The sequence below is a fragment of the Hymenobacter translucens genome (genome assembly GCF_020685205.1).
In the GTDB taxonomy this organism is placed as follows: domain Bacteria; phylum Bacteroidota; class Bacteroidia; order Cytophagales; family Hymenobacteraceae; genus Hymenobacter; species Hymenobacter translucens.
Map to the genome: position 1 here is coordinate 203836 of NZ_JAJERB010000009.1, position 22169 is coordinate 226004.

General features: G+C 61.7%; 24 protein-coding genes and 1 riboswitch. Of the genes, 13 read left to right on the top strand and 11 right to left on the bottom strand.

From position 1 onward, the window contains the following. Positions 1-161: 161 nt before the first annotated feature. Complete coding sequence (locus LJY25_RS18395; protein ID WP_227609941.1) at positions 162-485, bottom strand: rhodanese-like domain-containing protein; 324 nt, start codon at positions 483-485, stop codon at positions 162-164. A 298-nt stretch (positions 486-783) separates the two neighbouring features. Here LJY25_RS18395 and pnuC point away from each other — a divergent pair, with 298 nt between their 5' ends. The 4 genes from pnuC (at position 784) to LJY25_RS18415 (ending at position 3359) form a co-directional block, all read left to right on the top strand. Beyond that, the gene (gene pnuC, locus LJY25_RS18400) at positions 784-1407 is read left to right on the top strand and encodes a nicotinamide riboside transporter PnuC (protein WP_227609942.1); all 624 of its coding nucleotides are present in this window, start codon (positions 784-786) and stop codon (positions 1405-1407) included. Next, entirely contained in the window at positions 1404-1931 is a 528-nt protein-coding gene (locus tag LJY25_RS18405; RefSeq protein WP_227609943.1) for an AAA family ATPase, read from the top strand. The genes pnuC and LJY25_RS18405 overlap by 4 nt, the downstream gene beginning before the upstream one ends. 122 nt (positions 1932-2053) lie before the next feature. Next, positions 2054-2935: an aldose 1-epimerase family protein gene (locus tag LJY25_RS18410; RefSeq protein WP_227609944.1), complete on the top strand. Its 882-nt coding sequence runs from the start codon at positions 2054-2056 to the stop codon at positions 2933-2935. Position 2936: 1 nt separating this feature from the next. Beyond that, on the top strand, positions 2937-3359 hold the full coding sequence (locus tag LJY25_RS18415; RefSeq protein WP_227609945.1) for a GNAT family N-acetyltransferase: 423 nt from the start codon (positions 2937-2939) through the stop codon (positions 3357-3359). Between the two features lie 18 nt (positions 3360-3377). On the opposite strand, the gene LJY25_RS18420 is transcribed toward LJY25_RS18415, so the two are convergent. Next, complete coding sequence (locus tag LJY25_RS18420; RefSeq protein ID WP_227609946.1) at positions 3378-3620, bottom strand: hypothetical protein; 243 nt, start codon at positions 3618-3620, stop codon at positions 3378-3380. Between the two features lie 220 nt (positions 3621-3840). Beyond that, positions 3841-3949, top strand: a riboswitch (TPP riboswitch). A 62-nt stretch (positions 3950-4011) separates the two neighbouring features. Between LJY25_RS18420 and LJY25_RS18425 the strand changes: the two genes are divergently transcribed. After that, positions 4012-6495 carry a TonB-dependent receptor gene (locus LJY25_RS18425; RefSeq protein ID WP_227609947.1) on the top strand — a complete coding sequence of 828 codons (2484 nt, stop codon included), beginning with the start codon at positions 4012-4014 and terminating at the stop codon, positions 6493-6495. Positions 6496-6675: 180 nt separating this feature from the next. On the opposite strand, the gene LJY25_RS18430 is transcribed toward LJY25_RS18425, so the two are convergent. Next, the gene (locus LJY25_RS18430) at positions 6676-8418 is read right to left on the bottom strand and encodes an APC family permease (RefSeq protein ID WP_227609948.1); all 1743 of its coding nucleotides are present in this window, start codon (positions 8416-8418) and stop codon (positions 6676-6678) included. 208 nt (positions 8419-8626) lie between these two features. Between LJY25_RS18430 and LJY25_RS18435 the strand changes: the two genes are divergently transcribed. Then, positions 8627-9862: an acyl-CoA dehydrogenase family protein gene (locus tag LJY25_RS18435; RefSeq protein WP_227609949.1), complete on the top strand. Its 1236-nt coding sequence runs from the start codon at positions 8627-8629 to the stop codon at positions 9860-9862. 85 nt (positions 9863-9947) lie between these two features. Here LJY25_RS18435 and LJY25_RS18440 read toward each other — a convergent pair whose 3' ends face one another. The 3 genes from LJY25_RS18440 to LJY25_RS18450 are packed head-to-tail and all read right to left on the bottom strand — an operon-like array spanning position 9948 to position 12141. Then, positions 9948-10409, bottom strand: a complete 462-nt coding sequence (locus LJY25_RS18440) for a DUF4268 domain-containing protein (protein WP_227609950.1) — start codon at positions 10407-10409, stop codon at positions 9948-9950. An 11-nt stretch (positions 10410-10420) separates the two neighbouring features. Further along, complete coding sequence (locus LJY25_RS18445; RefSeq protein ID WP_227609951.1) at positions 10421-11089, bottom strand: DUF3575 domain-containing protein; 669 nt, start codon at positions 11087-11089, stop codon at positions 10421-10423. A gap of 11 nt (positions 11090-11100) precedes the next feature. Beyond that, positions 11101-12141 carry a hypothetical protein gene (locus LJY25_RS18450; protein WP_227609952.1) on the bottom strand — a complete coding sequence of 347 codons (1041 nt, stop codon included), beginning with the start codon at positions 12139-12141 and terminating at the stop codon, positions 11101-11103. A gap of 176 nt (positions 12142-12317) precedes the next feature. On the opposite strand from LJY25_RS18450, the gene LJY25_RS18455 reads away from it, so the two are divergent. The 7 genes from LJY25_RS18455 (at position 12318) to queG (ending at position 17941) form a co-directional block, all read left to right on the top strand. Then, positions 12318-12674: an HIRAN domain-containing protein gene (locus LJY25_RS18455; RefSeq protein WP_227609953.1), complete on the top strand. Its 357-nt coding sequence runs from the start codon at positions 12318-12320 to the stop codon at positions 12672-12674. A gap of 55 nt (positions 12675-12729) precedes the next feature. Beyond that, positions 12730-13641: a helix-turn-helix domain-containing protein gene (locus LJY25_RS18460; RefSeq protein ID WP_227609954.1), complete on the top strand. Its 912-nt coding sequence runs from the start codon at positions 12730-12732 to the stop codon at positions 13639-13641. An 80-nt stretch (positions 13642-13721) separates the two neighbouring features. Then, positions 13722-14486: a hypothetical protein gene (locus LJY25_RS18465; protein ID WP_227609955.1), complete on the top strand. Its 765-nt coding sequence runs from the start codon at positions 13722-13724 to the stop codon at positions 14484-14486. A 141-nt stretch (positions 14487-14627) separates the two neighbouring features. After that, positions 14628-15677 (top strand): Holliday junction branch migration DNA helicase RuvB, encoded by a 1050-nt coding sequence (gene ruvB / locus LJY25_RS18470; protein WP_227609956.1) that lies wholly within the window; start codon positions 14628-14630, stop codon positions 15675-15677. A gap of 482 nt (positions 15678-16159) precedes the next feature. Continuing rightward, positions 16160-16654, top strand: coding sequence for a DUF2975 domain-containing protein (locus LJY25_RS18475; protein WP_227609957.1), 495 nt, complete (start codon positions 16160-16162; stop codon positions 16652-16654). Between the two features lie 2 nt (positions 16655-16656). Further along, a complete protein-coding gene (locus LJY25_RS18480) occupies positions 16657-16857 on the top strand; it encodes a helix-turn-helix domain-containing protein (RefSeq protein WP_227609958.1) in 201 nt (66 codons plus the stop codon). Between the two features lie 115 nt (positions 16858-16972). Further along, positions 16973-17941 carry a tRNA epoxyqueuosine(34) reductase QueG gene (queG, locus tag LJY25_RS18485; RefSeq protein WP_227609959.1) on the top strand — a complete coding sequence of 323 codons (969 nt, stop codon included), beginning with the start codon at positions 16973-16975 and terminating at the stop codon, positions 17939-17941. 37 nt (positions 17942-17978) lie between these two features. On the opposite strand, the gene LJY25_RS18490 is transcribed toward queG, so the two are convergent. From LJY25_RS18490 to LJY25_RS18510, 5 genes are all read right to left on the bottom strand, one after another. Next, a complete protein-coding gene (locus LJY25_RS18490; RefSeq protein WP_227609960.1) occupies positions 17979-18173 on the bottom strand; it encodes a hypothetical protein in 195 nt (64 codons plus the stop codon). Positions 18174-18404: 231 nt separating this feature from the next. Next, a complete protein-coding gene (locus tag LJY25_RS18495; protein ID WP_227609961.1) occupies positions 18405-19256 on the bottom strand; it encodes a ferritin-like domain-containing protein in 852 nt (283 codons plus the stop codon). Positions 19257-19284: 28 nt separating this feature from the next. Further along, on the bottom strand, positions 19285-19956 hold the full coding sequence (locus LJY25_RS18500) for a ferritin-like domain-containing protein (protein WP_227609962.1): 672 nt from the start codon (positions 19954-19956) through the stop codon (positions 19285-19287). Positions 19957-20191: 235 nt separating this feature from the next. Further along, positions 20192-21211, bottom strand: coding sequence for a ferritin-like domain-containing protein (locus LJY25_RS18505; protein ID WP_227609963.1), 1020 nt, complete (start codon positions 21209-21211; stop codon positions 20192-20194). A gap of 43 nt (positions 21212-21254) precedes the next feature. Next, entirely contained in the window at positions 21255-22031 is a 777-nt protein-coding gene (locus LJY25_RS18510) for a ferritin-like domain-containing protein (RefSeq protein ID WP_227609964.1), read from the bottom strand. Positions 22032-22169: the final 138 nt, after the last annotated feature.

A 22169-nucleotide genomic window follows, 5' to 3' on the forward strand; every position in this document is an offset into this window, starting at 1 on the left:
CCTGAGCCGACGGCCCTTGGCCGATTTAAGTAAGTCGTTGCGAGGCGTATCATTCGGGCGCTTGTGGCACAAACATGATTAGGCCCTTCCGCTGGCACCAAACGTCGGATCAAGGATGACATGCCTGAATCCAACAACAAACAACTAACAACCAAAAACCACTAATACACCGCCACCGACGGGTCGACCCGCACCGACCAGGCGTGGATGCCGCCGCGGAGGTTGAGCAGGTTGGTAAAGCCGTGACGGTGCTGCAGGTACGCCAGGGCCTGACCCGAACGGACGCCGTGGTGGCAGATCAGCACCACCGGCCGGTCGGTGGGAAGCTCCTCGGCATGGGCCGGAATGTCGCCCAGGGAAATGAGCCGGCTGCCTTCGATCCGGCAGTACTCAAACTCTTCGGGCTCCCGGACGTCAATCAGCTGCAGATTCTCGCCCTGCTGGAGGCGCCGGTGCAGGTCTTCGGGGGTGAGTTCGGGCAGCATAAGGAGGCTAAGGCAGTGGGGATGGGAAAGCAAAATTAGCTATTTGACCTCACCACTGAATGCCGGCGCTTTCAACTGGCCGGCCCAAGCGCCGTATTCTCTGCATAAGCCGGCATCCGGCTTGTAGACTTTTTCGGATAAAATGAAATGAAGTCTACAAGTCAGTAGACCTTTTAAAAAAATGGAAGAGAAAGTCTACAGGACTTGTCGGGTGCTGTCAGCCCCATTGGCGGCCCCGGCTTAACCTGCTAGCTTTGGCCGGCCGGGTACCGGCCTTTTTCCGCTTAACTCCATCCGCTTGCTACATTCCCTCTACGAGCTCTGGACCGCTGCCGCAGGCAACACGCCCCTGGAATGGGTGGCCGTCGTCACCGGGTTTGCCTGCGTGTGGCTGGTTGCCCGGGAGTCGCTCTGGAACTTCCCGGTCGCCATCATCAGCTGCGCGCTATACATCTTCGTGTATTTCGGCAAGCAGCTTTATGCCGACTGCGGCCTGCAGGGCTTTTTTATTCTCATAAGCCTGTATGGCTGGTATGAGTGGCAGTACGGCGGCGCACGCAACACCACGCTGGTCGTGACGCGGACCCGTCCGGGGGAATGGCTACTGGTAGGCGTTGGCATAGCGTTATTTACGGCCCTGTTTGGCTACTACCTCCGCTATAACACCGACGCGGCGCTGCCGTACTGGGATAGTTTTACTACCGCCGGCAGCCTGGCGGCCCAGTACCTGCTGGTGCGCAAGCGCCTTGAAAACTGGCTGCTCTGGATTATGGTTGATATCATCTACGTACCGATCCTGTGGTACAAGCAGCTGTACCCAACCTGTGGCCTGTACGCCGTGTACCTGGTGCTGGCCGTCTACGGCTATGTGGAATGGCGCCGGGCAGAGCGGGCAGCAGTGCAAGCGGCAGTAGGCATATGATGAAGCGGGTGAGCATAACCGGCCCGGAGTCTACGGGCAAGTCGACGCTGAGCCGGCTGCTGGCCGGGCACTACGATACGGTCTGGGTGCCCGAGTATGCCCGTACCTACCTCGATGAGCACGGCCCGGGCTACGCGCTGCCGGACCTGGAGCTGATGGCCCGCGGGCAGCTGGCCGCGGAAGAAGCCACCACCGGCCGCTCCCGCCGGGTGCTGTTCTGCGACACCGACCTGCTGGTGATAAAGATCTGGGCCGAACACGCCTTTGGCCGCTGCCCGGCCTGGGTGCTGCACCAGCTTCGCGAGCCCCGCTACGACCTCACCCTGCTGCTTGGCGTCGACCTGCCCTGGGAACCCGACCCGCTGCGCGAGCATCCGGAACCTGCCCAGCGCCGGCACTTCTACGAGCTCTACCGCCGGGAGCTGACCGAGCGCAGCTGGCCCTTCGTCGAAATCAGCGGCCCGCCCGAGCAGCGCCTGCAACAGGCCATCAAAGCCGTGGATGCGTTGCTGGCCTCCCGCTAACGCGGGCTACCGTTTCTTTTCCCGGCTTGCGTCGAGAAGCAAGTCGTCAGTATGCCCACTATACCCTACTACGCCTGTTACCAAAGCCATCTGCCAACAGCTAATAGCCAAAAGCCGACCCTATGACGACCCACTACCTTGAAAATAACCGGTGCCGCGTGGGCGTGAACCGGCATGGCGCAGAGCTCAGCTCGTTTGTCCGGAAAGACGTTGCCGACGGACTGGAGTACATCTGGCCGGCTGAGCCCGCGGTATGGGCCCGGCACGCCCCGGTGCTGTTTCCCATCGTGGGCCGGCTGCCCCAGGATACCTATACGCACCAGGGCCAACGCTACCAGCTGCCCCAGCACGGCTTTGCCCGCGACCGGGACTTCTCCCTGGCGGCTCAGACGGCCGACACGCTCACCTTTACGCTCCGGGCGGATGCCGATAGCCGGCAGCAGTTTCCCTTCGACTTTCTGCTGACTATTCGCTACCGCCTGACCGAAGCTACCCTGCACATCGAGTGGGAAGTGAGCAACCCAGGCGCCGCGGAGCTGCTGTTCAGTATCGGCGCCCACCCGGCTTTTCGCTGCCCGCTGCTGGAGGGTGAAGCGTTTGAGGACTACTTCTTTCAGTTTGACCACCCCGTAAGCTTCGACCGCCACCTGCTGAGCGGAGGGCTGCTCAACGGGCAGACTACGCCGGTGCTCCGCACCCAGACCGAGCTGCCGCTCACCTACGACCTGTTCCGCGACGATGCCCTGGTGCTCAAAGGCTTTGACTTTACCCGCATTTCCCTGCGCAGCCGCCGCTCCGAGCGGTTTGTAACCCTGTGCTTCGACGGTTTCCCCTACCTGGGCCTCTGGACCAAGGGCGAGGGGGCCGGCTTTGTGTGCGTGGAGCCCTGGCAGGGCATTGCCAGCAGCGTGGGCCCGCCGCCCGAGCTGGCCGACAAGGAAGGCATCCTGAGCCTGGAGCCCGGGCAGCAGTTTCGGACAAGCTACTCCATAACGGTAGGGTAGGATGCCGGCCGCCCTCACGCTGGAAATCCGGGTTATCAGCGCCGCCGAAACGTACCCGCTGCGCCACGCGGTGCTCTGGCCCGGTAAGCCGCTGGAGTACGTCAAAGTCGAGGACGACGAGCAGGGGTACCACTTCGGCGCCTTCCGGGCCGGCGAGCTGGTAGCGGTTATTTCGCTGTTCGTGGCCGGGCCCGAAGGGCGCTTCCGCAAGTTTGCCACCCGCCCCGACTGCCAGCGCCAGGGCATCGGTACGCAGCTGATGGAGCGGGTGCTGGCCGAGGCGCGCCGGCTCGGGGCCCGGGCGCTGTGGTGCGATGCCCGCCAGGAGGCGTGTGCCTTTTATCACCGCTTCGGCATGCAGCCTGAGGGGGCGGTGTTCTACAAGGGGGCGGTTCCCTACCAGCGGATGCAGCGGGAAGTATAGCCCCGGGACACCGGTGCTTTAGGAGAGGTTGGGCTCGGGCGTAGGCCGGGGCGTGTACGGCGTGCCATAGTCAGGCTCCCAGTCGTTGATCGGGCGGGAGATGCCCGGGGGCAGGTCCAGATCGGGCAGGCCGTCGTCGAGCGGCTCACCCCCGTCGTCGTCATTGTCGGGGGCCGGGGGGCGCAGGTAGCGGCGCCGGGGCATCAGCAGAAAGTAAACCAGGATGAAGAGGACCGCGAATAAATAGACGAGGTTGATCATGGCAGTAAATGCTGAGAAGGAAGCCGGGACGCTGCTGGAAATTAACGGGCCCGGGCGAGGAGTTGTTTTGCCGAACGCGGGGTTTTTTGCCCGTCGTGCGCTTTAATTTGAAAATGTCCGGATCAACTGAGCGCTAGGCTAATATAGCTGATTCAGAGGGTGAAATAAAGTGTTTGCCGGGGGGGGTATTGCACGCCGCGGAATCCCGCCGTAGGTTTGTTGCAGAGTTTAGGGGTGCCTGGCGGCTTCGTACCGCTGCCCGGCTGAGATCATACCCATTGAACCTGATCCGGGTAATGCCGGCGAAGGGAATAACCGATCCGCGAGCGTGAAAGCCTTGTGCGCCGACCCCTGGCGTAGGGCCCGTTCCACTTTTTCCTTTTTTACACCCTTGAAAAACTTTCTGGTTTTGGGAGCGGCGCTGCTGGCGCTGCCCTGCACGTCGGCGTGGGCGCAGGGTCCCGTGTCCGGCACCATCACCGATGCCCGCACGGGCGCGGCGCTGCCCGGCGCTACCATCCTGCTCGACGGCGCGCCGGCCGGCGCTACCGACGCCAGCGGGGCCTTTGCCCTGCCCGCCGTACCCGCCGGCTCCCACGAGCTGCGCGTAACCTTCCTGGGCTACCAGACCCTGACCCGCACGGTGCAGGGCCAGGCCGAAGCCCAGCAGGTAAGCCTGGGTTTGCAGTCGGGCGGAATCCTGACCGGCGAAGCCGTAGTGACGGCGACCCGCGCCAACGAGCGCACGGCCACCACCTACACCAACGTGAGCAAAGAGCAGCTGGCGGCCCGCAACTTCGGCCAGGATTTGCCTTACCTGCTCGACCAGACGCCCTCGGTGGTGGTAAACTCCGACGCCGGGGCCGGGGTAGGCTACACCGACATCCGCATCCGGGGCGTCAACAACACCGGCATCAACATGACCATCAACGGGGTGCCGCTCAACGATGCCGAGTCGCACGGCTCGTTTCTGGTGAACCTGCCCGACCTGAGCTCGTCCATCAGCAGCCTGCAGATTCAGCGGGGCGTGGGCACCAGCCAGAACGGGGGGGCGGCCTTCGGGGCCAGCATCAACATCAGCACCCTGGAAAACCGCCGCGAAGCCTACGCCGAAAGCCAGAACTCCTTCGGCTCCTTTGATACCTGGAAAAACACCGTTTCCTTCGGTACCGGCCTTATCAACGGGCACTTCACCGTCGATGGGCGCCTGTCGCGCATTGTCTCCGATGGCTACGTAAACCGCGGGGCGTCGGACCTGAAGTCGTACTACCTCTCGGCCGGCTACCAGGGCAGGAGCACCCTGGTAAAGTTCATCACTTTTTCGGGGCGGGAGAAAACCTACCAGGCCTGGAACGGGGTGCCCGAGCCCGGCATCACCGGCGACCAGCAGCTGCTGAAGCAGTTTGTCGACAACGGGGAGCTGAGCGCGGCCGATGCCGAGCGGCTGCGGCAGGAAGGGCGGCGCTTCAGCTACTACACCTACGACAACCAGACCGACAACTACCAGCAGAACCACTACCAGCTGCACCTGGCCCAGGAGCTGGGGCCCAGCTGGAGCCTGACGCTGACCAACCACCTGACCCGGGGCTTTGGCTACTACGAAAGCTACCGGACCAACCGCCGCTTCTCGGCCTACGACCTGCCGAACGTGGTTATCGGTAACCAGACCATCAGCCGCACCAACCTGATCGATCAGAAGTGGCTCGACAACTACTTTTTCGGCAGCACCGGGGCGCTGAGCTTCCACCCGCAGAGCTACGATAAGCTACAGGTGACGGTGGGTGGGGCCTGGAACCGGTTTCTCAACGACCACTACGGCGAGGTGATCTGGGCCCAGTACGCCTCCACCGGCAGCATCCGCCACCGCTACTACTTCAGCGACGCGGTCAAGACCGACTACAACGCCTACGCCCGCACTACCTGGCAGCTGATTCCCCGGCTCAGCCTCTACCTCGACCTGCAGGGCCGGCACATCAACTACAACATCGACGGCATCGACGACGACCGGTCGGCGCTGGGTACCCACGTAAGCTACACGTTCTTCAACCCGAAAGGCGGGGCCACCCTGACGCTGGCCGAGGGACAGCAGCTGTACGCCAGCTACGCCGTGGGGAATCGGGAGCCGGTGCGATCCGACTTCACCGACCGCCCCGTCGGCGACCAGACCGCCAGGCCCGAAACCCTGCACGATGTGGAAGGCGGCTACCGCTTCAGCCGCGCCGACCTGCTGGGGGCCAACACCGGCCTGCGCTTCGAAGCCACCGGCTACTACATGGGCTACCGGAACCAGCTCGTGGCTACCGGGCAGCTTAACGACGTGGGGGCCGCCCTGCGCACCAACGTGGCTCGCAGCTACCGGACCGGCGTCGAGCTGACCGGCGGGGTATCGGCCAACGACAAGATCAGCCTGAGCAGCACGCTCACGCTGAGCCGCAACCGCATCCTCAACTACCGCGACGTAACCTACAACGCCGACTTCGAGCCCGTGGTGGCAGCCGAGGCCCGCACGACCACGATTTCCTACTCGCCCAGCACCGTATCGGCCCACACCCTGGAAGGGCAGCCGCTGAAGGGCCTGCGCCTGGCCTTGCTCTACAAGACCGTGAGCCGGCAGTACCTCGACAACTCCACGAGCGAGGACCGGATGATCAAGCCCTACCAGGTCCTCGACTTCCGGGCCCGCTACGCCATCCGCCCGTCGTTTATGAAGGAGATTGAGTTGGGTTTGCTGGTCAGCAACCTGCTGAACCGGGAGTACGTGGCCAACGGCTACACCTACGGCTACCCCGACGGAGCCGGCCGGCAGCAGACGTTTAACTTCTACTACCCCCAGGCTACCCGCAATTTCCTGGCGTCGGTAGGGGTGAAGTTCTAGCAGTCCGGAAATGTGCAATCCGGAGCGCCGACCAGGCGGGCCCAGACGGGGCGTTTTGGATATAGCTCCATCGAACCTACCCCGAACCTGCTTCGAAAGTGGGTCATCGGGAAAATACAAAACGGCTGCCGGAATTCCGGCAGCCGTTTTTTGTGGGCCCACGTCCCAGATTCCGGCCGCTCAGATAATCAGGCGGACGCCGCCCAGCTCGGAAATGTGGTAGGGGAACTGGTCGCCGGGGGAGCCGATAAACATGAAGTTCTTCGGAATGCCCCACTTCTGCGAAAGCTCATCGATCAGCTCGGGTCCGAATTTGCCGTCCAGGGTCACGAAGTCGACCACAATCTGCTCGTAGGCGCGGTCCAGCACCCGGATGTCGTTGAGCAGGTCTTCGGGGTACTTCTCGCCGTCGCGGAGCAGGGTCACGATTTTCAGGCGGGTCGTAAACTCGTTTTCCACCACGTAGGCCATCACCTTGTTGAGGTTCGACACGTTGTCGCCTTTGGTAAAGAATACGAACTCCTGCTGGTTGAGCTCCCGCAGCGCGCGGCGCAGCGTAAGGCGGCTAAAGCGGGAAAGTCGGGGAGAGTGCTTGGCAAACTGGTCGGCGGCGGCCAGCAGCAGGTTCAGGATGGCAATGCGGTTGAGCATGATGTACACCACCAGCATGGTGGGCACGAAGTACTGCAGGAACACCACCAGGTACTCCGGGTGAATCTTGACGTTGCCGAACAGGCCGACGATTACGCCCAGCAATGCCAGCGTCACCACTAGCACGCCGGCGTACACTGGTCGGGGCAGGCGGGGGCGCTTGCTCTTCAGCAGGAAGTTGCCAAGGGCGAAAAACGCCATGACCGACAGGAACGAGATGGTGTACACGCCTGCCAGCGGGCCCAGCTGCCCCCGGGTAATGAGCAGCACCGATATGCACAGCAGGAAAAAGGTAATCAGGATGAGGTAGTTGCTCTTGCGCTTGTTTTCCTTGAGGAAGAACTGCGGCAGGATGCGGTCCAGGGTCATGCGCTTCATCAGGCCGCTCACGCCCACAAACGAGGTGAGCACGGCCCCACTCAGCACGGCCACGGCATTTACCGAAATAGCAGTGCCCAGCCAGGGGCCGCCGGTTTTGGTGCCCAGGTAGGCGAGAACGGTTTCTTTGTGCTCACCGATTTCGGCCAGGGGCAGCACCGCAATGGCCAGAAACGCCAGCAGCGGGTTAAACACCGTGACGACCACCCACATGTTGCGCAGGGTTTTCTGGAACACGCCCGGGGCCTGCTCCTCCACAAAGTTGGCCGAGCTTTCGAAGCCCGAGATGCCCAGCATGGCCGCGCTAAACCCAAAGAACAGCGCCCCGACGATGCTGCCGCCCTTCACCGGCGCCTGAAAGTTCATCGTCAGGTTGTCGAGGCCGTTGGTGGCAACAAACCAGATGGCCACCCCCGACAGGAGGGTGAGCGAAACCATGTGGGTGATAAAGATGACGACCGCTACAATGGCCGATTCCGACATACCCAGCAGGGTAAGAGCCAGGAATAACCCCAGCAGTCCCATCGTGGCCGGGATGATGGGCAGCCCGTGCCACAGCGTGTGCAGGTAGTGCATGGCGTCGGCGGCGGAGATGACGGCGGTGGCCATGTACGACAGGATGGTGAGGCAGGCCGCCAGGGCCGCGTTGCGCTTGCTGGTGGTGTTGAGCAGCACGTTGTAGGCGCCGCCGTTCAGCGGCAGGGCGCCGACTACCTCACCGTAGATCCGGCGGAACAGAAACAGCACGGCGCCCACCATGAGCAATGAAAGCCAGGCGTACTGGCCGGCGTAGGAAATGGCCAGGGCCGAGACGTACAGGCAGGAAGAAGAAATATCGTTGCCGCAGATGGCCGTAGCCTCCAGCTCGTTCAGCTTCTTATGGGTGGCGCTCATGGGTGAGGTGAAGCAGATTCAGGGGTAGGGGGGAGGCAACTGCTCCCGGTTGGGCTTGGTTGGCTGCCTTACGAGCGGAGCCGCCGGAAAGGATACGGCTTTTTGAGAATATTCGCATCAGTCCGGGGTTAACCGGGTGGCCCGGGCACTATTCCAACCTGCTGAAATGTCTATCTTTGAGCCCTTACTCCCACCCACAAAACCCGTTATGGCTTCCCAATCCGACGTCCTCTCGCCCCAGGCCAAGGCCCACAGCGCCCAGAAAGGCTCTACCAACGCCGCCGGCTTCACCGACTACTACGACATCGACGGCCTGCTCACCGAGGAGCACCTGCTGATCCGCCAGAGCATCCGCGACTTTGTAAAGCGCGAAATCAGTCCCAGCATTGAGCGGTGGGCCCAGGAAGGCCACTTCCCCTCCGAAATCGTGCGCAAGTTCGGCGACGTGGGCGCGTTCGGGCCCACCATCCCCACCGAGTACGGCGGCGGCGGCCTCGACTACATCAGCTACGGCCTCATCATGCAGGAGATTGAGCGTGGCGACTCGGGCATGCGCTCCACCGCCTCGGTGCAGGGCTCCCTGGTGATGTTCCCGATCTACCAGTACGGCTCGGAAGAGCAGCGCAAGAAGTACCTGCCCAAGCTGGCCTCGGGCGAGTGGCTCGGCTGCTTCGGCCTCACCGAACCCGACCACGGCTCCAACCCCGGCGGCATGATCACCAAGCTCGAAGACAAGGGGGACTACTACCTGCTCAACGGCGCCAAGCTCTGGATTTCCAACTCCCCCGAGTGCCAGGTAGCCGTGGTGTGGGCCAAGAACGAGGAGGGCCGCATCAAAGGCGTGATTGTGGAGCGGGGCATGGAAGGCTTCACGACTCCCGAGATTCACAACAAGTGGAGCCTGCGCGCGTCCTGCACCGGCGAGCTGGTGTTCGACAACGTGCGCATCCCGAAGGAAAACGTGCTGCCCAACATCGACGGCCTCAAAGGACCCCTGTCCTGCCTCGACTCGGCCCGCTTCGGCATTGCCTGGGGCGCCATCGGCGCCGCCATCGATTGCTACGAGTCGGCCCTGAAGTACTCGCTGCAGCGGGAGCAGTTCGGCAAGCCGATTGCCTCCTACCAGCTCCAGCAGAAAAAGCTGGCCGAGATGATAACTGAAATCACCAAGGCCCAGCTGATGGCCTGGCGCCTGGGCGTGCTCAAGAACGAGGGCAAAGCCACCTCCGCCCAGATTTCGATGGCCAAGCGCAATTCCGTCGACATGGCCCTGCACATTGCCCGCGAAGCCCGCCAGATTCACGGCGGCATGGGCATCACTGGCGAGTACCCCATCATGCGCCACATGATGAACCTGGAGTCGGTTATCACCTACGAAGGCACCCACGACATCCACCTGCTCATCACCGGCGCCGATATTACCGGCATTCAGGCGTTTAAGTAAGACTTGTTTAGTCTATAAAAACGGCCGCTCTCCTTTTGGGGAGCGGCCGTTTTTGTTTCTTGTAGAAATGAACGAGTAAGCCGCCCTACCGCAGCGCGTCAAACGCGTACTGGGCATTGCTCCAGAACTCATCCAGCGCCACAAGCCGGGGCTTGAAAAACGAGATAAGCCGGGGCCAGTCGTCGCGGCTGAATAGGTTCACGGGCTGCAGCTCCCGGTAGATGCGGCTGATGATCTGCCCGTTGGCGTCGGGCACGTCGGCTTCCCAGGTCCAGGCTTCACCCTGGGCTTCCTCCAGCATCAGGCGCAGCTCCCGGAACTGCTCGAAGAACAGTTCCCGCACGCCCGCGTCGGGGTGGGTCAGCTCAATGCCGATGGTGGCCCGCTTCACGTCGGCGTGCAGGCGGAAGTAGACGTGCTTGAGCCCGGTTTTGTAGTTGATCCAGTTTACCGGCCCGCCCTCAGCCGAAGGTACCGGCTGCATATACTGGCCGAAGGTGGTCCAGAACGCCTGGCGCAGCTGGGTGACTTCTGTTTTGCTGTACATAGTCAGGAATGCTAACGAATACCGGTAAGCTGGTAGCCAATGCCCAGGCGAAACGTGAGGTGGGGGCGCCAGTCGGATCGGCCCGGCGCGTTGCTCTGCTCAAAAAAGTGTTCGTAAAACCCGCCTCTGGCAACAATCTGCTCGTTGCGCACCGCGTAGTTTGTCTCTACGTGGCGGGCTCCCAGTCCCGCTGCGGCATCGAACTGCCAGCGTGGGCCCAGGTGCCAGAGCAGGCCCCCGTTCAGGGCGCCGCCCCAGATGTCGCGCCGGGCCCGGGTAGCGTCGAAGGTATGCACCCCGTTGGCGGTGCGGTAGCTAGAAATCGTGTAGCGCACCGGAATGAAAAAGGCTTCGGCCTCTACATAGGACTCCAGCTGCCGGGCTACCCGGAAGTAGCGGCGCACGCCCGTTCGCAGCTTGTGATACCGAAGGTCGGGCCGGTCGTTATGCCACTGAAACAGCTTTACGACGGAGCTTTGCAGGCCGTAGCTCAGCCAGACGCTGTAGCGCGGGTCCAGGCGGTAGTCGACGCCCACCTGCAGGGTGCTGTAGTTAGGGTCGAGCAAAGCCAGTGGGGCCAGCTTCAGGCTCAACCGACCGGCCAGGGAATCGGACTGGGTCTGGGCCACGGCCGGTAGGGCGCCGAGCAGGACCACAGCCAGCAGGTAATGGTTGCGCATCGAAAAACCGGTTAGAGCAGATCAGCCAGGGCTTCGATTTCCTGGCGGGCCGCAGCGACCTGAGCATCGTTGGCGAACAGCTCCGAGACCAAACCGGCAAAGCCGCCGGCCATGGCGCACACCCCGTCGCGCAGCTGCCGGAAGGTAGCTTCGGCTTCCTCAGGCGAAGGAGCCGGTATGTCGGAACTTCCGGGATTCGGGTCGCCGGTGAGCAGGGGAGCCAGCAGTTCCACGAACTGGTCGGATACGAATACCAGTCCGCACACCTGCACGGCCTGGTAAAGCACCAGCACCTGCTGCATCGTCAGCCCGACCGGGGTGTTGACGGGCATCTCGCGCAGCCCGGCGCGCACGGCTTCCAGGTTTTCTTCCCCGAAGCTCGCTACCTGGGTCAGGGCCTGGGCAAAGGGGTGCTCAAATACCGCGGGCAGCAACGCCGGCAAGGAGGCCGCCAGCCGCAGCATCTCCAGCTGCGGGGCATTCAAGGACACCTGCATCACAACCGCCGCCGGCTGGCTTGCTCCGGCTGCGGTGGGCTGGACTGCCGCTTCCAGGTCGGCCGAGTGGCGGGCAAAGATGCCTTCGAGCTGCAGGCGGCGCAAAGCCAGGCTTTCGGCGGCCTGGTCGCCCCGGGCTTCGAGGTGCTCTTTCAGGGAGCTCATAAACGAGGTGCTGATGGTGGCGGCATGGTCGCGCACGGTTTCCACCTGCTCGTAGGGAATCTGCATCTGGTGCTGCAAAAAAGCCATGACCGGCCGGGCCAGGGGGCTTTCGAGGCACAGCTGGCCCACCAGCAGAAAGTCGTAAAGCTGCTCGGGCTCTTCTACCAGCATCCGGCCCAGGGCTTCGTTGCTTTGCAGGGCGCTGATGTGCTGCACCCGCGCCGTATCCAGGCCGGTCAGCGCGGTTACTTCCTGGGCCGCCGCGTCCTGCGGACGGGCAAACAGCTGCAGGCAACCCATGCCGCACAGGGAAATGCCCGGGGCGAGCGTGGCGTAGAAGTTGTCGGGCAGGCCCTGCAGAAAGTCATCGATGTCGGATTGGCTGGGCATAGAGGTAGCTGAATCAATAAGGGAACGGCCGAGGTAAAGCAGGCCAGGTGGAAGCGGGTCGGGCGGGGTGGCAGGACCGGCAGGATACCATACGGCAGGCCGGGAGCAAAAGCTGTAGAACGGCCCGCAGCCGACGCAAAAGTAGAAACTTCGCGTAGCCCCCGTACTTTGGCAGTATGAATACGACGTATCCTTCGCTGCCGCCCACCGGCCTGGTTCTTCTGGAATGCCTCGTGGCCGGCACCACCCACCGCGAAAACCTTCGCCAGCACGAGCCCGGCCTGCTGGTGGGCCAGGTCCTGCAGCTGGTGCGGGAGCCCGACAGCAAGTACGACGACTGGGCCGTGAAAGTGCTGACCACCGCCGAGGCCGGGGAACTGTGGCTGGGCTACCTGCCCGAGGTGCGCAACGAAACCGTGGCCCGGCTGCTCGACGCCGGCTTTCCCATTGCCGCCCGCCTCACCCACAAAGACTGGGAAGACGAGTGGCTGCAGCTGGAGATTGAAGTGCTGCTGCCCGGCCAGCACGCGTAAAAGCTTCCGGGCGGCCGCCCTGTACTGATCTGAAAAGGCGCTAACCTGGTCTGCTATGCTTCGCACCGCCTTTCCCGACCTCACCTGGTTGAAAAGCGAAGTAGCCCGCAACCTCACTTCCGGCCGGGGCTGGCCCAGCGTCATTATCCAGGCCCGACCCACGGCAGCCGAGCACCGCCCCGACATCCGCGGACCCCTGTCGTTGTTTACCAACCGCAGCGGGGCCAGCTACTGCGCGGTGGGCCGGCACCGGGTCCGCATCGAGCCCGACTGCTACTTCCTCACCAACGCCGACGAGCACTACACGCTCGACGTGGAAGAGCCCGGCCAAACAGAGACGTTCAACATCCACTTCGGCACCGCCCTGGCCGAAACCGTGCTGCGCGACCTGGTAGCGCCCACCAGCCAGCTACTCGACGAGCCTTTCACGTCCGGGCCACCCGTGCGCTTCTTCAACCGGCTGTACGGCAAGGACCCGACGCTCGACGCGTTGCTGGCCGCTATTACCCGGCAGGCCGACGACTACAATACCAATGCTCTGCTTCGGGAGCAGCTGCTGCTGCAGGTGCTGGCGTACCTGCTCGGGGAGCACCGCCGCCTTCAGCAGCGCGTAGCCAGCCTTCCCGCCCTGCGCAGCAGTACCCGCACCGAGCTGTTCCGCCGCCTGAGCGTGTCGCTCGACTACCTGTACTCCCGCTACGCCACCGACCTCAGCCTCGACGAGCTGGCCGGGGTAGCCTGCCTGTCGAAGTTTCATTACCTGCGCCTGTTCCGGGCCTGGCAGGGGCAGACGCCCTACGCCTTTCTGCGGCAGCTGCGGGTGCAGAAGGCCCGGCGCCTGCTGCGCACCGGGGTGTTGCCGGTAGGGGAGGTGGGCACCCTCGTGGGGTTCGACAGCAGCAGCTCGTTTTGCCGGGCATTCCGGCAGTGCACCGGGCAGTGGCCCCAGGCGTACCGGCAGGCCTAGCCGGAATTAGCAATTTTTGTCAATGCTGCCGGCCCGGTCCCGGCTAGTTTTGGGCATTCACTCACAAAAGCTGAAGCGCAATGGAAACGGGTATTGCCGGGCTGGCCGGCTGGTTGTTTGTTGGTTTGGTAGCAGCATTAGGCGTGCTCGTCATCCGGGGCGTAAGCCGGGCGCTGCGGCGGCAGTACGATGCCCCCACTGCGCTGCGTGGGAAGCTGCTGGTGCGGGCCGGTCTGCTGCTCTGGCTGGGGCTAACGGCAACGCTGGCGGCCACGGGCCAGCTTAGCGACTTCGGCGCCCGCCCGCCCCGGCTGCTGCTGCTGTTGCTGCCGCCCCTGGGGCTGGCTTTCTGGCTTGCCCGGTCGGCAGCCGTGGGCCGGCTGCTCAATGCTGTGCCCCGCAGCGGACTGATTTACCTGCAAAGCTGCCGGGTTGTGGTGGAGGTAGTGCTCTGGCTGCTGTTTCTGGGCGGCGCGGTGCCGGTGCAGATGACGTTCGAAGGGCTGAACTGGGACGTGCTGACCGGCCTCACGGCTCCGCTGGCAGCGTATTTCTGCTTTAGAGCCGGGCACCAGCACTGGAAAGCTGCTCTTGCCTGGAACCTGCTGGGCCTGGCCTTGCTGCTTAACATCGTGACGATTGCAATGCTGTCGGCCCCGATGCCGATCCGGCAATTCTTCAACGAGCCGGCCAACACCGTCATCACCCATTTCCCGATGATCTGGCTGCCTACGTTCGTGGTGCCGCTGGCTTACTGCCTGCACGTGCTGTCCATCCGGCAGTTGTGGCGGCTGCGCAAGACCGGTGCCCAACAAGCGCTAAAGCCAGTAGTTGCCGCCGCCTAGCAGTCACCAGCTGAATTTGCTAATAAGGTTGGCAAATAGTCGGCCGGATGACGGATTTCGACTTCTTTTTGCTAAAGAACGGGAGCTTTTTGCGGATTCAAAGCGTTACCTTTCGACAACGCAACGACTATTTTTGCCCCTATGCGCGAACAATTTCTAACCGGTGGCACCGACCACCTCAGCCCGGCCGAAAAGGAAATCGACAAGGCTTTGCGCCCGCTCAGCTTTTCCGATTTCGCGGGCCAGGACAAAGTGGTGGAAAACCTGAAGGTATTCGTGGGCGCGGCCAAGCAGCGCGGCGAAGCCCTCGACCACGTGCTGCTGCACGGCCCTCCCGGTCTGGGCAAAACCACGCTCTCGCACATCATCGCCAACGAGCTGGGTGCCGGCATCAAGATGACGTCCGGCCCGGTACTCGACAAGCCTTCCGATCTGGCCGGCCTGCTCACTAACCTGGAGCCGCACGACGTGCTCTTCATCGACGAGATTCACCGCCTGAACCCGGTGGTGGAAGAATATCTGTACTCGGCTATGGAGGATTACCGCATCGACATCATGCTCGACTCGGGCCCGAACGCCCGCTCGGTGCAGATCTCGCTGTCGCCCTTCACGCTGATTGGGGCTACCACCCGCTCGGGCATGCTCACCTCGCCGCTGCGGGCCCGCTTCGGCATCAGCTCCCGCCTGGAGTACTACGACGCCCAACTGCTGACGAGCATCGTGCAGCGCTCGGCTGAGATTCTGGGCACGCCCATCCACGAGGATGCCGCCTTCGAAATTGCCCGCCGCTCCCGCGGTACGCCGCGTATTGCCAACAACCTGCTGCGCCGTACCCGCGACTTCGCTCAGATCAAAGGCACCGGCACCATCACCCAGGATATTGCCCAGTTTGCCCTGAATGCCCTCGACGTGGACGCCCGCGGCCTCGACGACATGGACAAGCGCATCCTGAACACCATCATCGACAAGTTCAAAGGTGGTCCGGTAGGCCTCGGCACCATTGCCACCGCCTGCGGGGAAGAAGCCGAAACCATCGAGGAAGTGTACGAGCCGTTCCTGATCCAGGAAGGCTACATCAAGCGTACCTCCCGGGGCCGCGAAGCCACCGAAGCCGCCTACGTGCACCTCGGCAAGCTGCTGCCCCAGCATCTGCGCGGTAATACCACCGACCTGTTCGGCGGCCAGGCGTAAAAAGCCCGGCTTAGCCGGCACTTAAACTTTCGCATACTGTCCCGGTCGGGACAGCATGCGAAAGTTTTGTCGTTTATAGAGCCCTTCTTTTTTCTGGTGTGATGGGTATTCTAGAGAGGCTTGTGGGTTTATTCCGCACCCGCTTGACTAGCAATAAGCGGTATATAGTGCTTTTGAAAGGCAACAGGCTGGGGACAACGCTTCTCGAAAAAGAAGGACTTGCACGCAGGCGGCATATGATCAGAAGTCAGTCGATACACCGGTTTAGCACGAATGTCTTGGATTTGACATTGCAGACAGCAAACTGAACCAACAGGAGCACGGAGAGTGATTAGTGAAAATATTTTATTGCTTTTCGATAAATATTTATTGATAATTGCGGCGGATACAGCCTGCCGCACGGGGCGGAAACAAGGCGGAGCATCCAGTAGTAACTAGCAACCACAGCTATGCGGACACAGTCAACCCTTCCCCTGAAGATCATGCACATCCTGTTCTGGATACTTTTCATTGGCTTTTGCATCCAGGCCGGGTCCTTGGTCATCTCCTTCCTGGTAAGTGAGTTCGTCAACCCGGATGCGGCGCAGAACCTCTATATGGGAATGAACCTGGCCGCCCTGAAGAAGTACAGCGAAGCGCATTACATCAGTATTGTATCCTTTTACGTGTACTTCGTGGCAGTTAAAGCCTGCATGGCCTACCTGGTGATTCAGATCTTCCGGAAAATAGATATGGAAGCGCCCTTCAGTGCTGAAGTCGCCGTCCTGATAACTAAAATCAGTCACCTCGCCCTGGGCGCCGGTGTAGTGGGCCTGCTCGCCACCCGCTACAGCAAGTGGCTCATGAAAAGTGACGCTGTCGAAACGCTGACGTGGCCCGGCGGGGAGTTTCTGCTGCTGGCCGGCATCATCTTCATCATTGCCCAGGTTTTTCAGCGGGGCACCGACATCCAGGCGGAAAACGACCTGACCGTATAGCCATGCCCATTATTGTAAACCTGGACGTCGTGATGGCCCAACGGAAAATGTCCCTGAGCGAGCTTGCCGGCAAGGTTGACCTGACCCTGGCCAACCTCTCCATCCTGAAAACCGGTAAAGCCAAGGCCGTGCGTTTCAGCACGCTGGAGGCTTTGTGCAAAGCCCTGGATTGCCAGCCCGGCGACATTTTAGCGTTTCGCTAATCCGCAGCGCTGAACTACCCGGGCCTTGCTGGCTGTTGTGAGGCCTAGGCCACGCCGGCCATGGTCGGCTACAACGCATTCTTTCCCGGCGGTTTGCCCGCTACCCCCATTCTCTATGCTTCCCACCGCCCAGTACACTGCTTTTATCAAGCGCCGCGCGGCGGAGCTGGGCTTTATGTACTGCGGCATCTCCAAGGCCGAGTTTCTGGAGGAGGAGGCGCCCCGGCTGGAAAACTGGCTGAACCGCAACATGCACGGGCAGATGGGCTACATGGCCAACCACTTCGACAAGCGCCTCGACCCGCGTCTGCTGGTGCCCGGGGCCAAATCGGTAGTTTCTCTGCTGCTCAACTACTTTCCGGCCCCCGAAGACCAGCAGCCGGCCGACACGCTTCAGATCAGCAAGTATGCCTATGGTCGCGACTATCACTTCGTCATCAAGGACAAGCTGAAAACGCTGCTGGCCGACATCCAGACGGAAATCGGGGAGGTAGACGGCCGGGTGTTCGTGGACTCGGCCCCGGTGATGGACAAGGCCTGGGCGAAAAAGAGCGGACTGGGCTGGATGGGCAAGAACGCCAACCTGATTACGCCCGGCACCGGCTCGTTCTACTTTATTGCCGAGCTCATTATCGACCTGGCCCTCGACTACGACGGGCCGATCAAGGATTACTGCGGCACCTGTACCCGATGCATGGATGCCTGTCCCACCGGCGCCATCACCGAGCCCTACGTGGTGGATGGCAGCAAGTGCATCAGCTACTTCACCATTGAGCTGAAAGACCAGATTCCGCAGGAGGTAGGCGGCAAGTTCGGGCAGTGGATGTTCGGCTGCGACATCTGCCAGGACGTGTGCCCCTGGAACCGGTTTGCCAAGCCCCATCAGGAACCCCAGTTTCAGGCGCACCCCCAGCTTAAGGAGCTGCGCCCGGCCGACTGGCAGGAAATCACGCACGAGTTGTTTTCGGAGCTGTTCCGGCAGTCAGCCGTTAAGCGCACGGGCTACGCGGGCCTGACCCGCAACATTCAGTTTATAACCAACGGGGAGCTGGTACTGCCCCAAAACGAAGAAAGGGCTGAATAGCCCTTTCTGGTTGTCTACTGTTGCAGTTGACGGCTGCCTACGCCTGCGCCGGCTGTCCGAAGACGCGGTTGAGAATCCGGCGGTAGACGTTGGAAAACTGGTTGTAGCACCACTCTTTGAGTTGAACGAGCTCGTCGGGGACAAGCATCCGGAGCGCCTTGCGCAGCTCTTTCTCGAAGAGGATCTGGTCGAAGCTGACTTTGAGCAGGATGGTTTTTGCGTATTCCAGCATCGGGGTGGGAGGTTTGGTTGTGAGAGTAGAACAGTAAACTGGGCATGTATACGGTCGAAACCGAAAAAGCATACATGTGTTGGGCATGAAGCTTTTATTATGTATGAATTTAAAGAAATAAACCCCCAAAATGCAAGCTGAGCAATACTTTTTTATATAAATCACCCGAAAAGGCCCAAAAAAAGGAGCAACTAATGCTCCTTTTTCCGGGGGTAAAAATGCCGCTTGCGTTTAGTACACAAACAAACTTACCAGGTCGGTGGCTACTTCAGCCGTAACGGGCTCATCAAAGGCTTCGGCTACTGCTTTCAGAATATTGGCCCCGCTGCCGATAGGTAAAGTCGAGAACGGAACCGGGAGCCCGCTGGGCAGGGTCTGGACCTGGGAGTTTTCCCCGGCGTACACTACCTCCGTTTTGCCGGGTACCGTAATCGACGCGTCCGACTCACTGATCCAGCTTTTTACCGCCGCCCCGCGGCTGCGGCGCATCGAGCGAATGTGGGATGCGTGCCGGGCTTCTACAGCATGGATGCGCAGCGCAGCCTGCAACAGGGCGTTATCGGTGCTCAGAAAGCCCAGCTGGCCTTTGTAGGCGCGCACGCCGGCGTCTTCCAGGGTCTGGGCCACTTTCAGGAAGTCGTCGAAGTTCTGGAATACCGTGGGAAAGACAGCAGCCGTAGCGCCGTTCTTACTGCCCGTGAAGTCGAAGTTAGGCTTGGCCGGCACCTCTGCCCCTGACGAGCGGATGACAGTGGTCAGGAACGCGACGTGCTGGGCTTCGTGCTGCTGAATCAACTCAATGGCGGGCCGGGTTCCGGTCGGGAAAAAGGAAGCCGGCTGAGCCAGGGCCTGCAGGTAAAACTCGTTTTCGAGGTGCTCGAGCGTCAGGGCCAGGGTCAGCACGTCCTGAATCGTGCGCAGGTTGCGGCCGTAGGCCTGGGGCAGCATGGCGCCGAAAGCCAGGGGCAGGGCCGCCACAGCCTTGCGACCCAGGGAGCTGAGCACGGTGCGCCGCACGCTCGGGCGCTCGTAAACGGCAGGATCAGCCTCGGCCAGGGCCGACAGTAGTTTGAATATGTTCATGAAAGGCAGAGCAGAAAGCAGTCCGGACCTAGCTTGTGGGCAGATCTGACACGATAACGGGGATTTTATAGAACTGGGCAGTGGCCGCAATAACCTGTGTGGGCGTCAGCGCGCGTTCGAGGCCGGCAAACGTGCCGGTGGCTTCTACTACGTCGGCACCGGCAAAGGCAGTGGACTGAACCAGGCTGGGCTGGGCCAGGTCGCGCACGAGGGCTGCGTGCCGGGCTTCCACGGAGGCAATTTTGGCGAGCAGGGCCAGGTACACCGGCTGCACCAGCAGGCTGATGGCGCCGTTGTAGGCGGCCACCCCGATGTCCTCAATGGTTTTAGCCGCCGCCAGTACACTGCTGCGGGAAGTGAAGTTGACCGAGGAAAAGTCGAATTCCATGGTTCCGAACCGGTTCGCGCCCAGCACGTGGTTGAAAAACTCCCGGTGAATCACTTCATGGTCGCGCAGGTCAGTGAAGTACGCCAGGTCCCCGGCAATGAAATCAGCGGGGGGAGCATCCACCACCTTTTGGTAGAAAGCGGCTTCAAGCTGCTCAAGCAGCAGGAAGTAGTTGAAAACCCCTCCGTCGCCCTTGCCCACGTTCAAGAACGGTGACTGCACGGTGGGTTCCGTATCATCACAACCAGCCAGCACCAGCGCCGAGGTGGCTGCCGTAGCTCCGGCCACCCGGAGAAAAGAGCGGCGGCGCATTACCCGCCCCAGAAAAGATTGGTCAGCAACAGAATCAGACATCAGCAGAATAGACTAGCAGGCAAAAATCAGATGGGCCGCAGGCGGCCCTCTACAAAGGTACTCCGATAATGCGGGATGCACCAATACCGGGAGCCCCGAAGCCCGGCCGGAGTTGCACGGGGCAGCTAAAACAAAAAAAGGACGACCGGGTGGCCGTCCTTTTTGTACGCAGGCAATGTTCGGAGCCGGGAGCTTAGAACAGGGTGCTGCTGGTGATGGTGAACGTGCGGGCAATGGTCGAAACCGTCGGCACGTCCAGGGGCTCGTCGAAAGCCTCCGAGAAGGCAGTGGCCGGGAAGTTGAGCGAAGCCAGCGCCGTCTGCAGGTTTACGCCGGGCGTGGTACCTACGGCACCCTGCGTCACGTTGGCCTCGCTGGGGAAGGTAATGCCGGCCGGGGTGTAGGCCGGAGCCGAGCCGGCGCCATAAATGGGAGCCGTCTGGGCGGGCGAAGCACCACCGTTGTCGTCACCGGTAATCCAGCTCTTGGGCGACGTGCTGGGGTTGGAGCCAGCAGCCGTGGCGGAAGCCGCATTGTTCATCGGCCCGCCGCGGCGCATGGTGCGCAGACGGGAAGCGTGACGAGCTTCCACGGAGTGAATGTTCAGCGCCGCCGTCAGTACATCCTTGTTCGAAGCCAGATAGGGAGCCCCGCCCTTGTAGGCACGCACCCCGGTGTCTTCGAGCGACTGGGCTACGGCCAGGAACAGGGCCGCATTGGAGAACACGCCAGCAAACGGACCCGTGCCCGAGCCCTTGCCGCCGGTGAAGTCGAACTGCGACACGGCGGGTGCGGGAATGGCATTCGTACCCAGCGCGGTCCGCAGGAATTTCACGTGGTTGTTCTCATCCGTGCGGATCTTCAGGAGCGACGACAGGTTGGTAGCACTGAGCTGAGCACGGAGAGCCGTCTGAGCGGCCGTAGTCGTGTTGTTGTCGATGGTGCCGTCGCCCTGCAGGCCCAGGTTGTAGAAGTATGCCTCGAGGTACTCCAGCTTCAGGGCGAAGTTGAGCACATCGTTTACGGAAGGCGCGCTCGTCGTCTGACCGTAGGCTTTGTTGAAGAGGGAACCCATGGCCAGGGGCAGGGCTGCAGCCGTTATTTTTTTGCCGAAGCCGGTCAGGTGCTTGAATACGCGCCGGCGGGAGTCGAAACGCTCAAAAACCTCGGGGTCAGATTTCTCGAGCTCGGAAAGGATTTGGAAGAAGTTCATAGTGGATTGCGAAATTGAGGTGGAAGGAAAGGCCGCAAGGGGCCTAAACGAGGCCGGAGACGTTCAGCTTGGAACCCTCTTTCAGGAAGGTATTGGCCACGGCTGCTACCTCCGCCGGAGTTTTCGAAATCTCCAGGCCATCGGTAGCGATTCTCACAACGTCGGAATCCACGAATGAGCCTTCCGAAATCAGGTCCCGGATCAGGGCTGCGTGGCGGGCTTCCACCGAAACGATCTTACCGGCGGCAACCAGGTAGTTCAGGCCGGCATTGTCGGTCGCCAGGAAGCGGCCGGCACCATTGTAGGCGGCTACGCCCAGGTCTTCGAAGGCTTTGGCGGCGTTGAGCACCCCCATCCTGGCGGCACCGGCGGCCGAGAGGCGCACGTTGAAGTCGATGCCGCTGAAGTCCGGCTCCAGATTCGACTTGATCATCGAAGTGGCGGCGTCGCGGGTGAGGGCGGCCTTAAAGAACTCGCGGTGAATTACCTCGTGGTAGTACAGGTCATCCAGAATCTGCTTCTCGGCGCTGCCGGCAGCCAGACCCGTGTAGTAGGTACCGGTGCGCAGGGCGGTGTAAAAACCGGCCTCCAGCTGCTCCAGGGCATAAGCGTAGTTGAGCACGCCGACGCTGCCCGAGCCTACGTTGACCGTGTTGGGGTTGCCGGGCTCCACCTCGTCGTCGCCGCAGCCCGACAGGATCAGGGCCGTAGCACCGGCGGTGGCACCGGCGTACATGAAGAAGGACCGGCGCTTGATGGGAACATACAGGGGCGCATCGAAGCCTGCATCATCCCCGCTTGGTTGGAGGTTTTTAGACATGAGAAGAAGTTTTGGAAAGTGAGTGGATAGATAAAGAGAAGGGACTATCGGAATAGCCCGGGTATCTGCAGGTCACTTACGGAGGCGTTTGCCTGATTGGATTTGGTGTTTGGTGAAAATTTTTGTATAGGATTCGGG

Coding starts and splice junctions, on each gene's coding strand:
- LJY25_RS18395 (WP_227609941.1), bottom strand. CDS start 485: ATGCTGCCCGAACTCACCCCCGAAGACCTGCACCGGCGCCTCCAGCAG.
- LJY25_RS18405 (WP_227609943.1), top strand. CDS start 1,404: ATGATGAAGCGGGTGAGCATAACCGGCCCGGAGTCTACGGGCAAGTCG.
- LJY25_RS18410 (WP_227609944.1), top strand. CDS start 2,054: ATGACGACCCACTACCTTGAAAATAACCGGTGCCGCGTGGGCGTGAAC.
- LJY25_RS18415 (WP_227609945.1), top strand. CDS start 2,937: ATGCCGGCCGCCCTCACGCTGGAAATCCGGGTTATCAGCGCCGCCGAA.
- LJY25_RS18420 (WP_227609946.1), bottom strand. CDS start 3,620: ATGATCAACCTCGTCTATTTATTCGCGGTCCTCTTCATCCTGGTTTAC.
- LJY25_RS18430 (WP_227609948.1), bottom strand. CDS start 8,418: ATGAGCGCCACCCATAAGAAGCTGAACGAGCTGGAGGCTACGGCCATC.
- LJY25_RS18435 (WP_227609949.1), top strand. CDS start 8,627: ATGGCTTCCCAATCCGACGTCCTCTCGCCCCAGGCCAAGGCCCACAGC.
- LJY25_RS18440 (WP_227609950.1), bottom strand. CDS start 10,409: ATGTACAGCAAAACAGAAGTCACCCAGCTGCGCCAGGCGTTCTGGACC.
- LJY25_RS18445 (WP_227609951.1), bottom strand. CDS start 11,089: ATGCGCAACCATTACCTGCTGGCTGTGGTCCTGCTCGGCGCCCTACCG.
- LJY25_RS18450 (WP_227609952.1), bottom strand. CDS start 12,141: ATGCCCAGCCAATCCGACATCGATGACTTTCTGCAGGGCCTGCCCGAC.
- LJY25_RS18455 (WP_227609953.1), top strand. CDS start 12,318: ATGAATACGACGTATCCTTCGCTGCCGCCCACCGGCCTGGTTCTTCTG.
- LJY25_RS18460 (WP_227609954.1), top strand. CDS start 12,730: ATGCTTCGCACCGCCTTTCCCGACCTCACCTGGTTGAAAAGCGAAGTA.
- LJY25_RS18465 (WP_227609955.1), top strand. CDS start 13,722: ATGGAAACGGGTATTGCCGGGCTGGCCGGCTGGTTGTTTGTTGGTTTG.
- ruvB (WP_227609956.1), top strand. CDS start 14,628: ATGCGCGAACAATTTCTAACCGGTGGCACCGACCACCTCAGCCCGGCC.
- LJY25_RS18475 (WP_227609957.1), top strand. CDS start 16,160: ATGCACATCCTGTTCTGGATACTTTTCATTGGCTTTTGCATCCAGGCC.
- LJY25_RS18480 (WP_227609958.1), top strand. CDS start 16,657: ATGCCCATTATTGTAAACCTGGACGTCGTGATGGCCCAACGGAAAATG.
- queG (WP_227609959.1), top strand. CDS start 16,973: ATGCTTCCCACCGCCCAGTACACTGCTTTTATCAAGCGCCGCGCGGCG.
- LJY25_RS18490 (WP_227609960.1), bottom strand. CDS start 18,173: ATGCTGGAATACGCAAAAACCATCCTGCTCAAAGTCAGCTTCGACCAG.
- LJY25_RS18495 (WP_227609961.1), bottom strand. CDS start 19,256: ATGAACATATTCAAACTACTGTCGGCCCTGGCCGAGGCTGATCCTGCC.
- LJY25_RS18500 (WP_227609962.1), bottom strand. CDS start 19,956: ATGCGCCGCCGCTCTTTTCTCCGGGTGGCCGGAGCTACGGCAGCCACC.
- LJY25_RS18505 (WP_227609963.1), bottom strand. CDS start 21,211: ATGAACTTCTTCCAAATCCTTTCCGAGCTCGAGAAATCTGACCCCGAG.
- LJY25_RS18510 (WP_227609964.1), bottom strand. CDS start 22,031: ATGTCTAAAAACCTCCAACCAAGCGGGGATGATGCAGGCTTCGATGCG.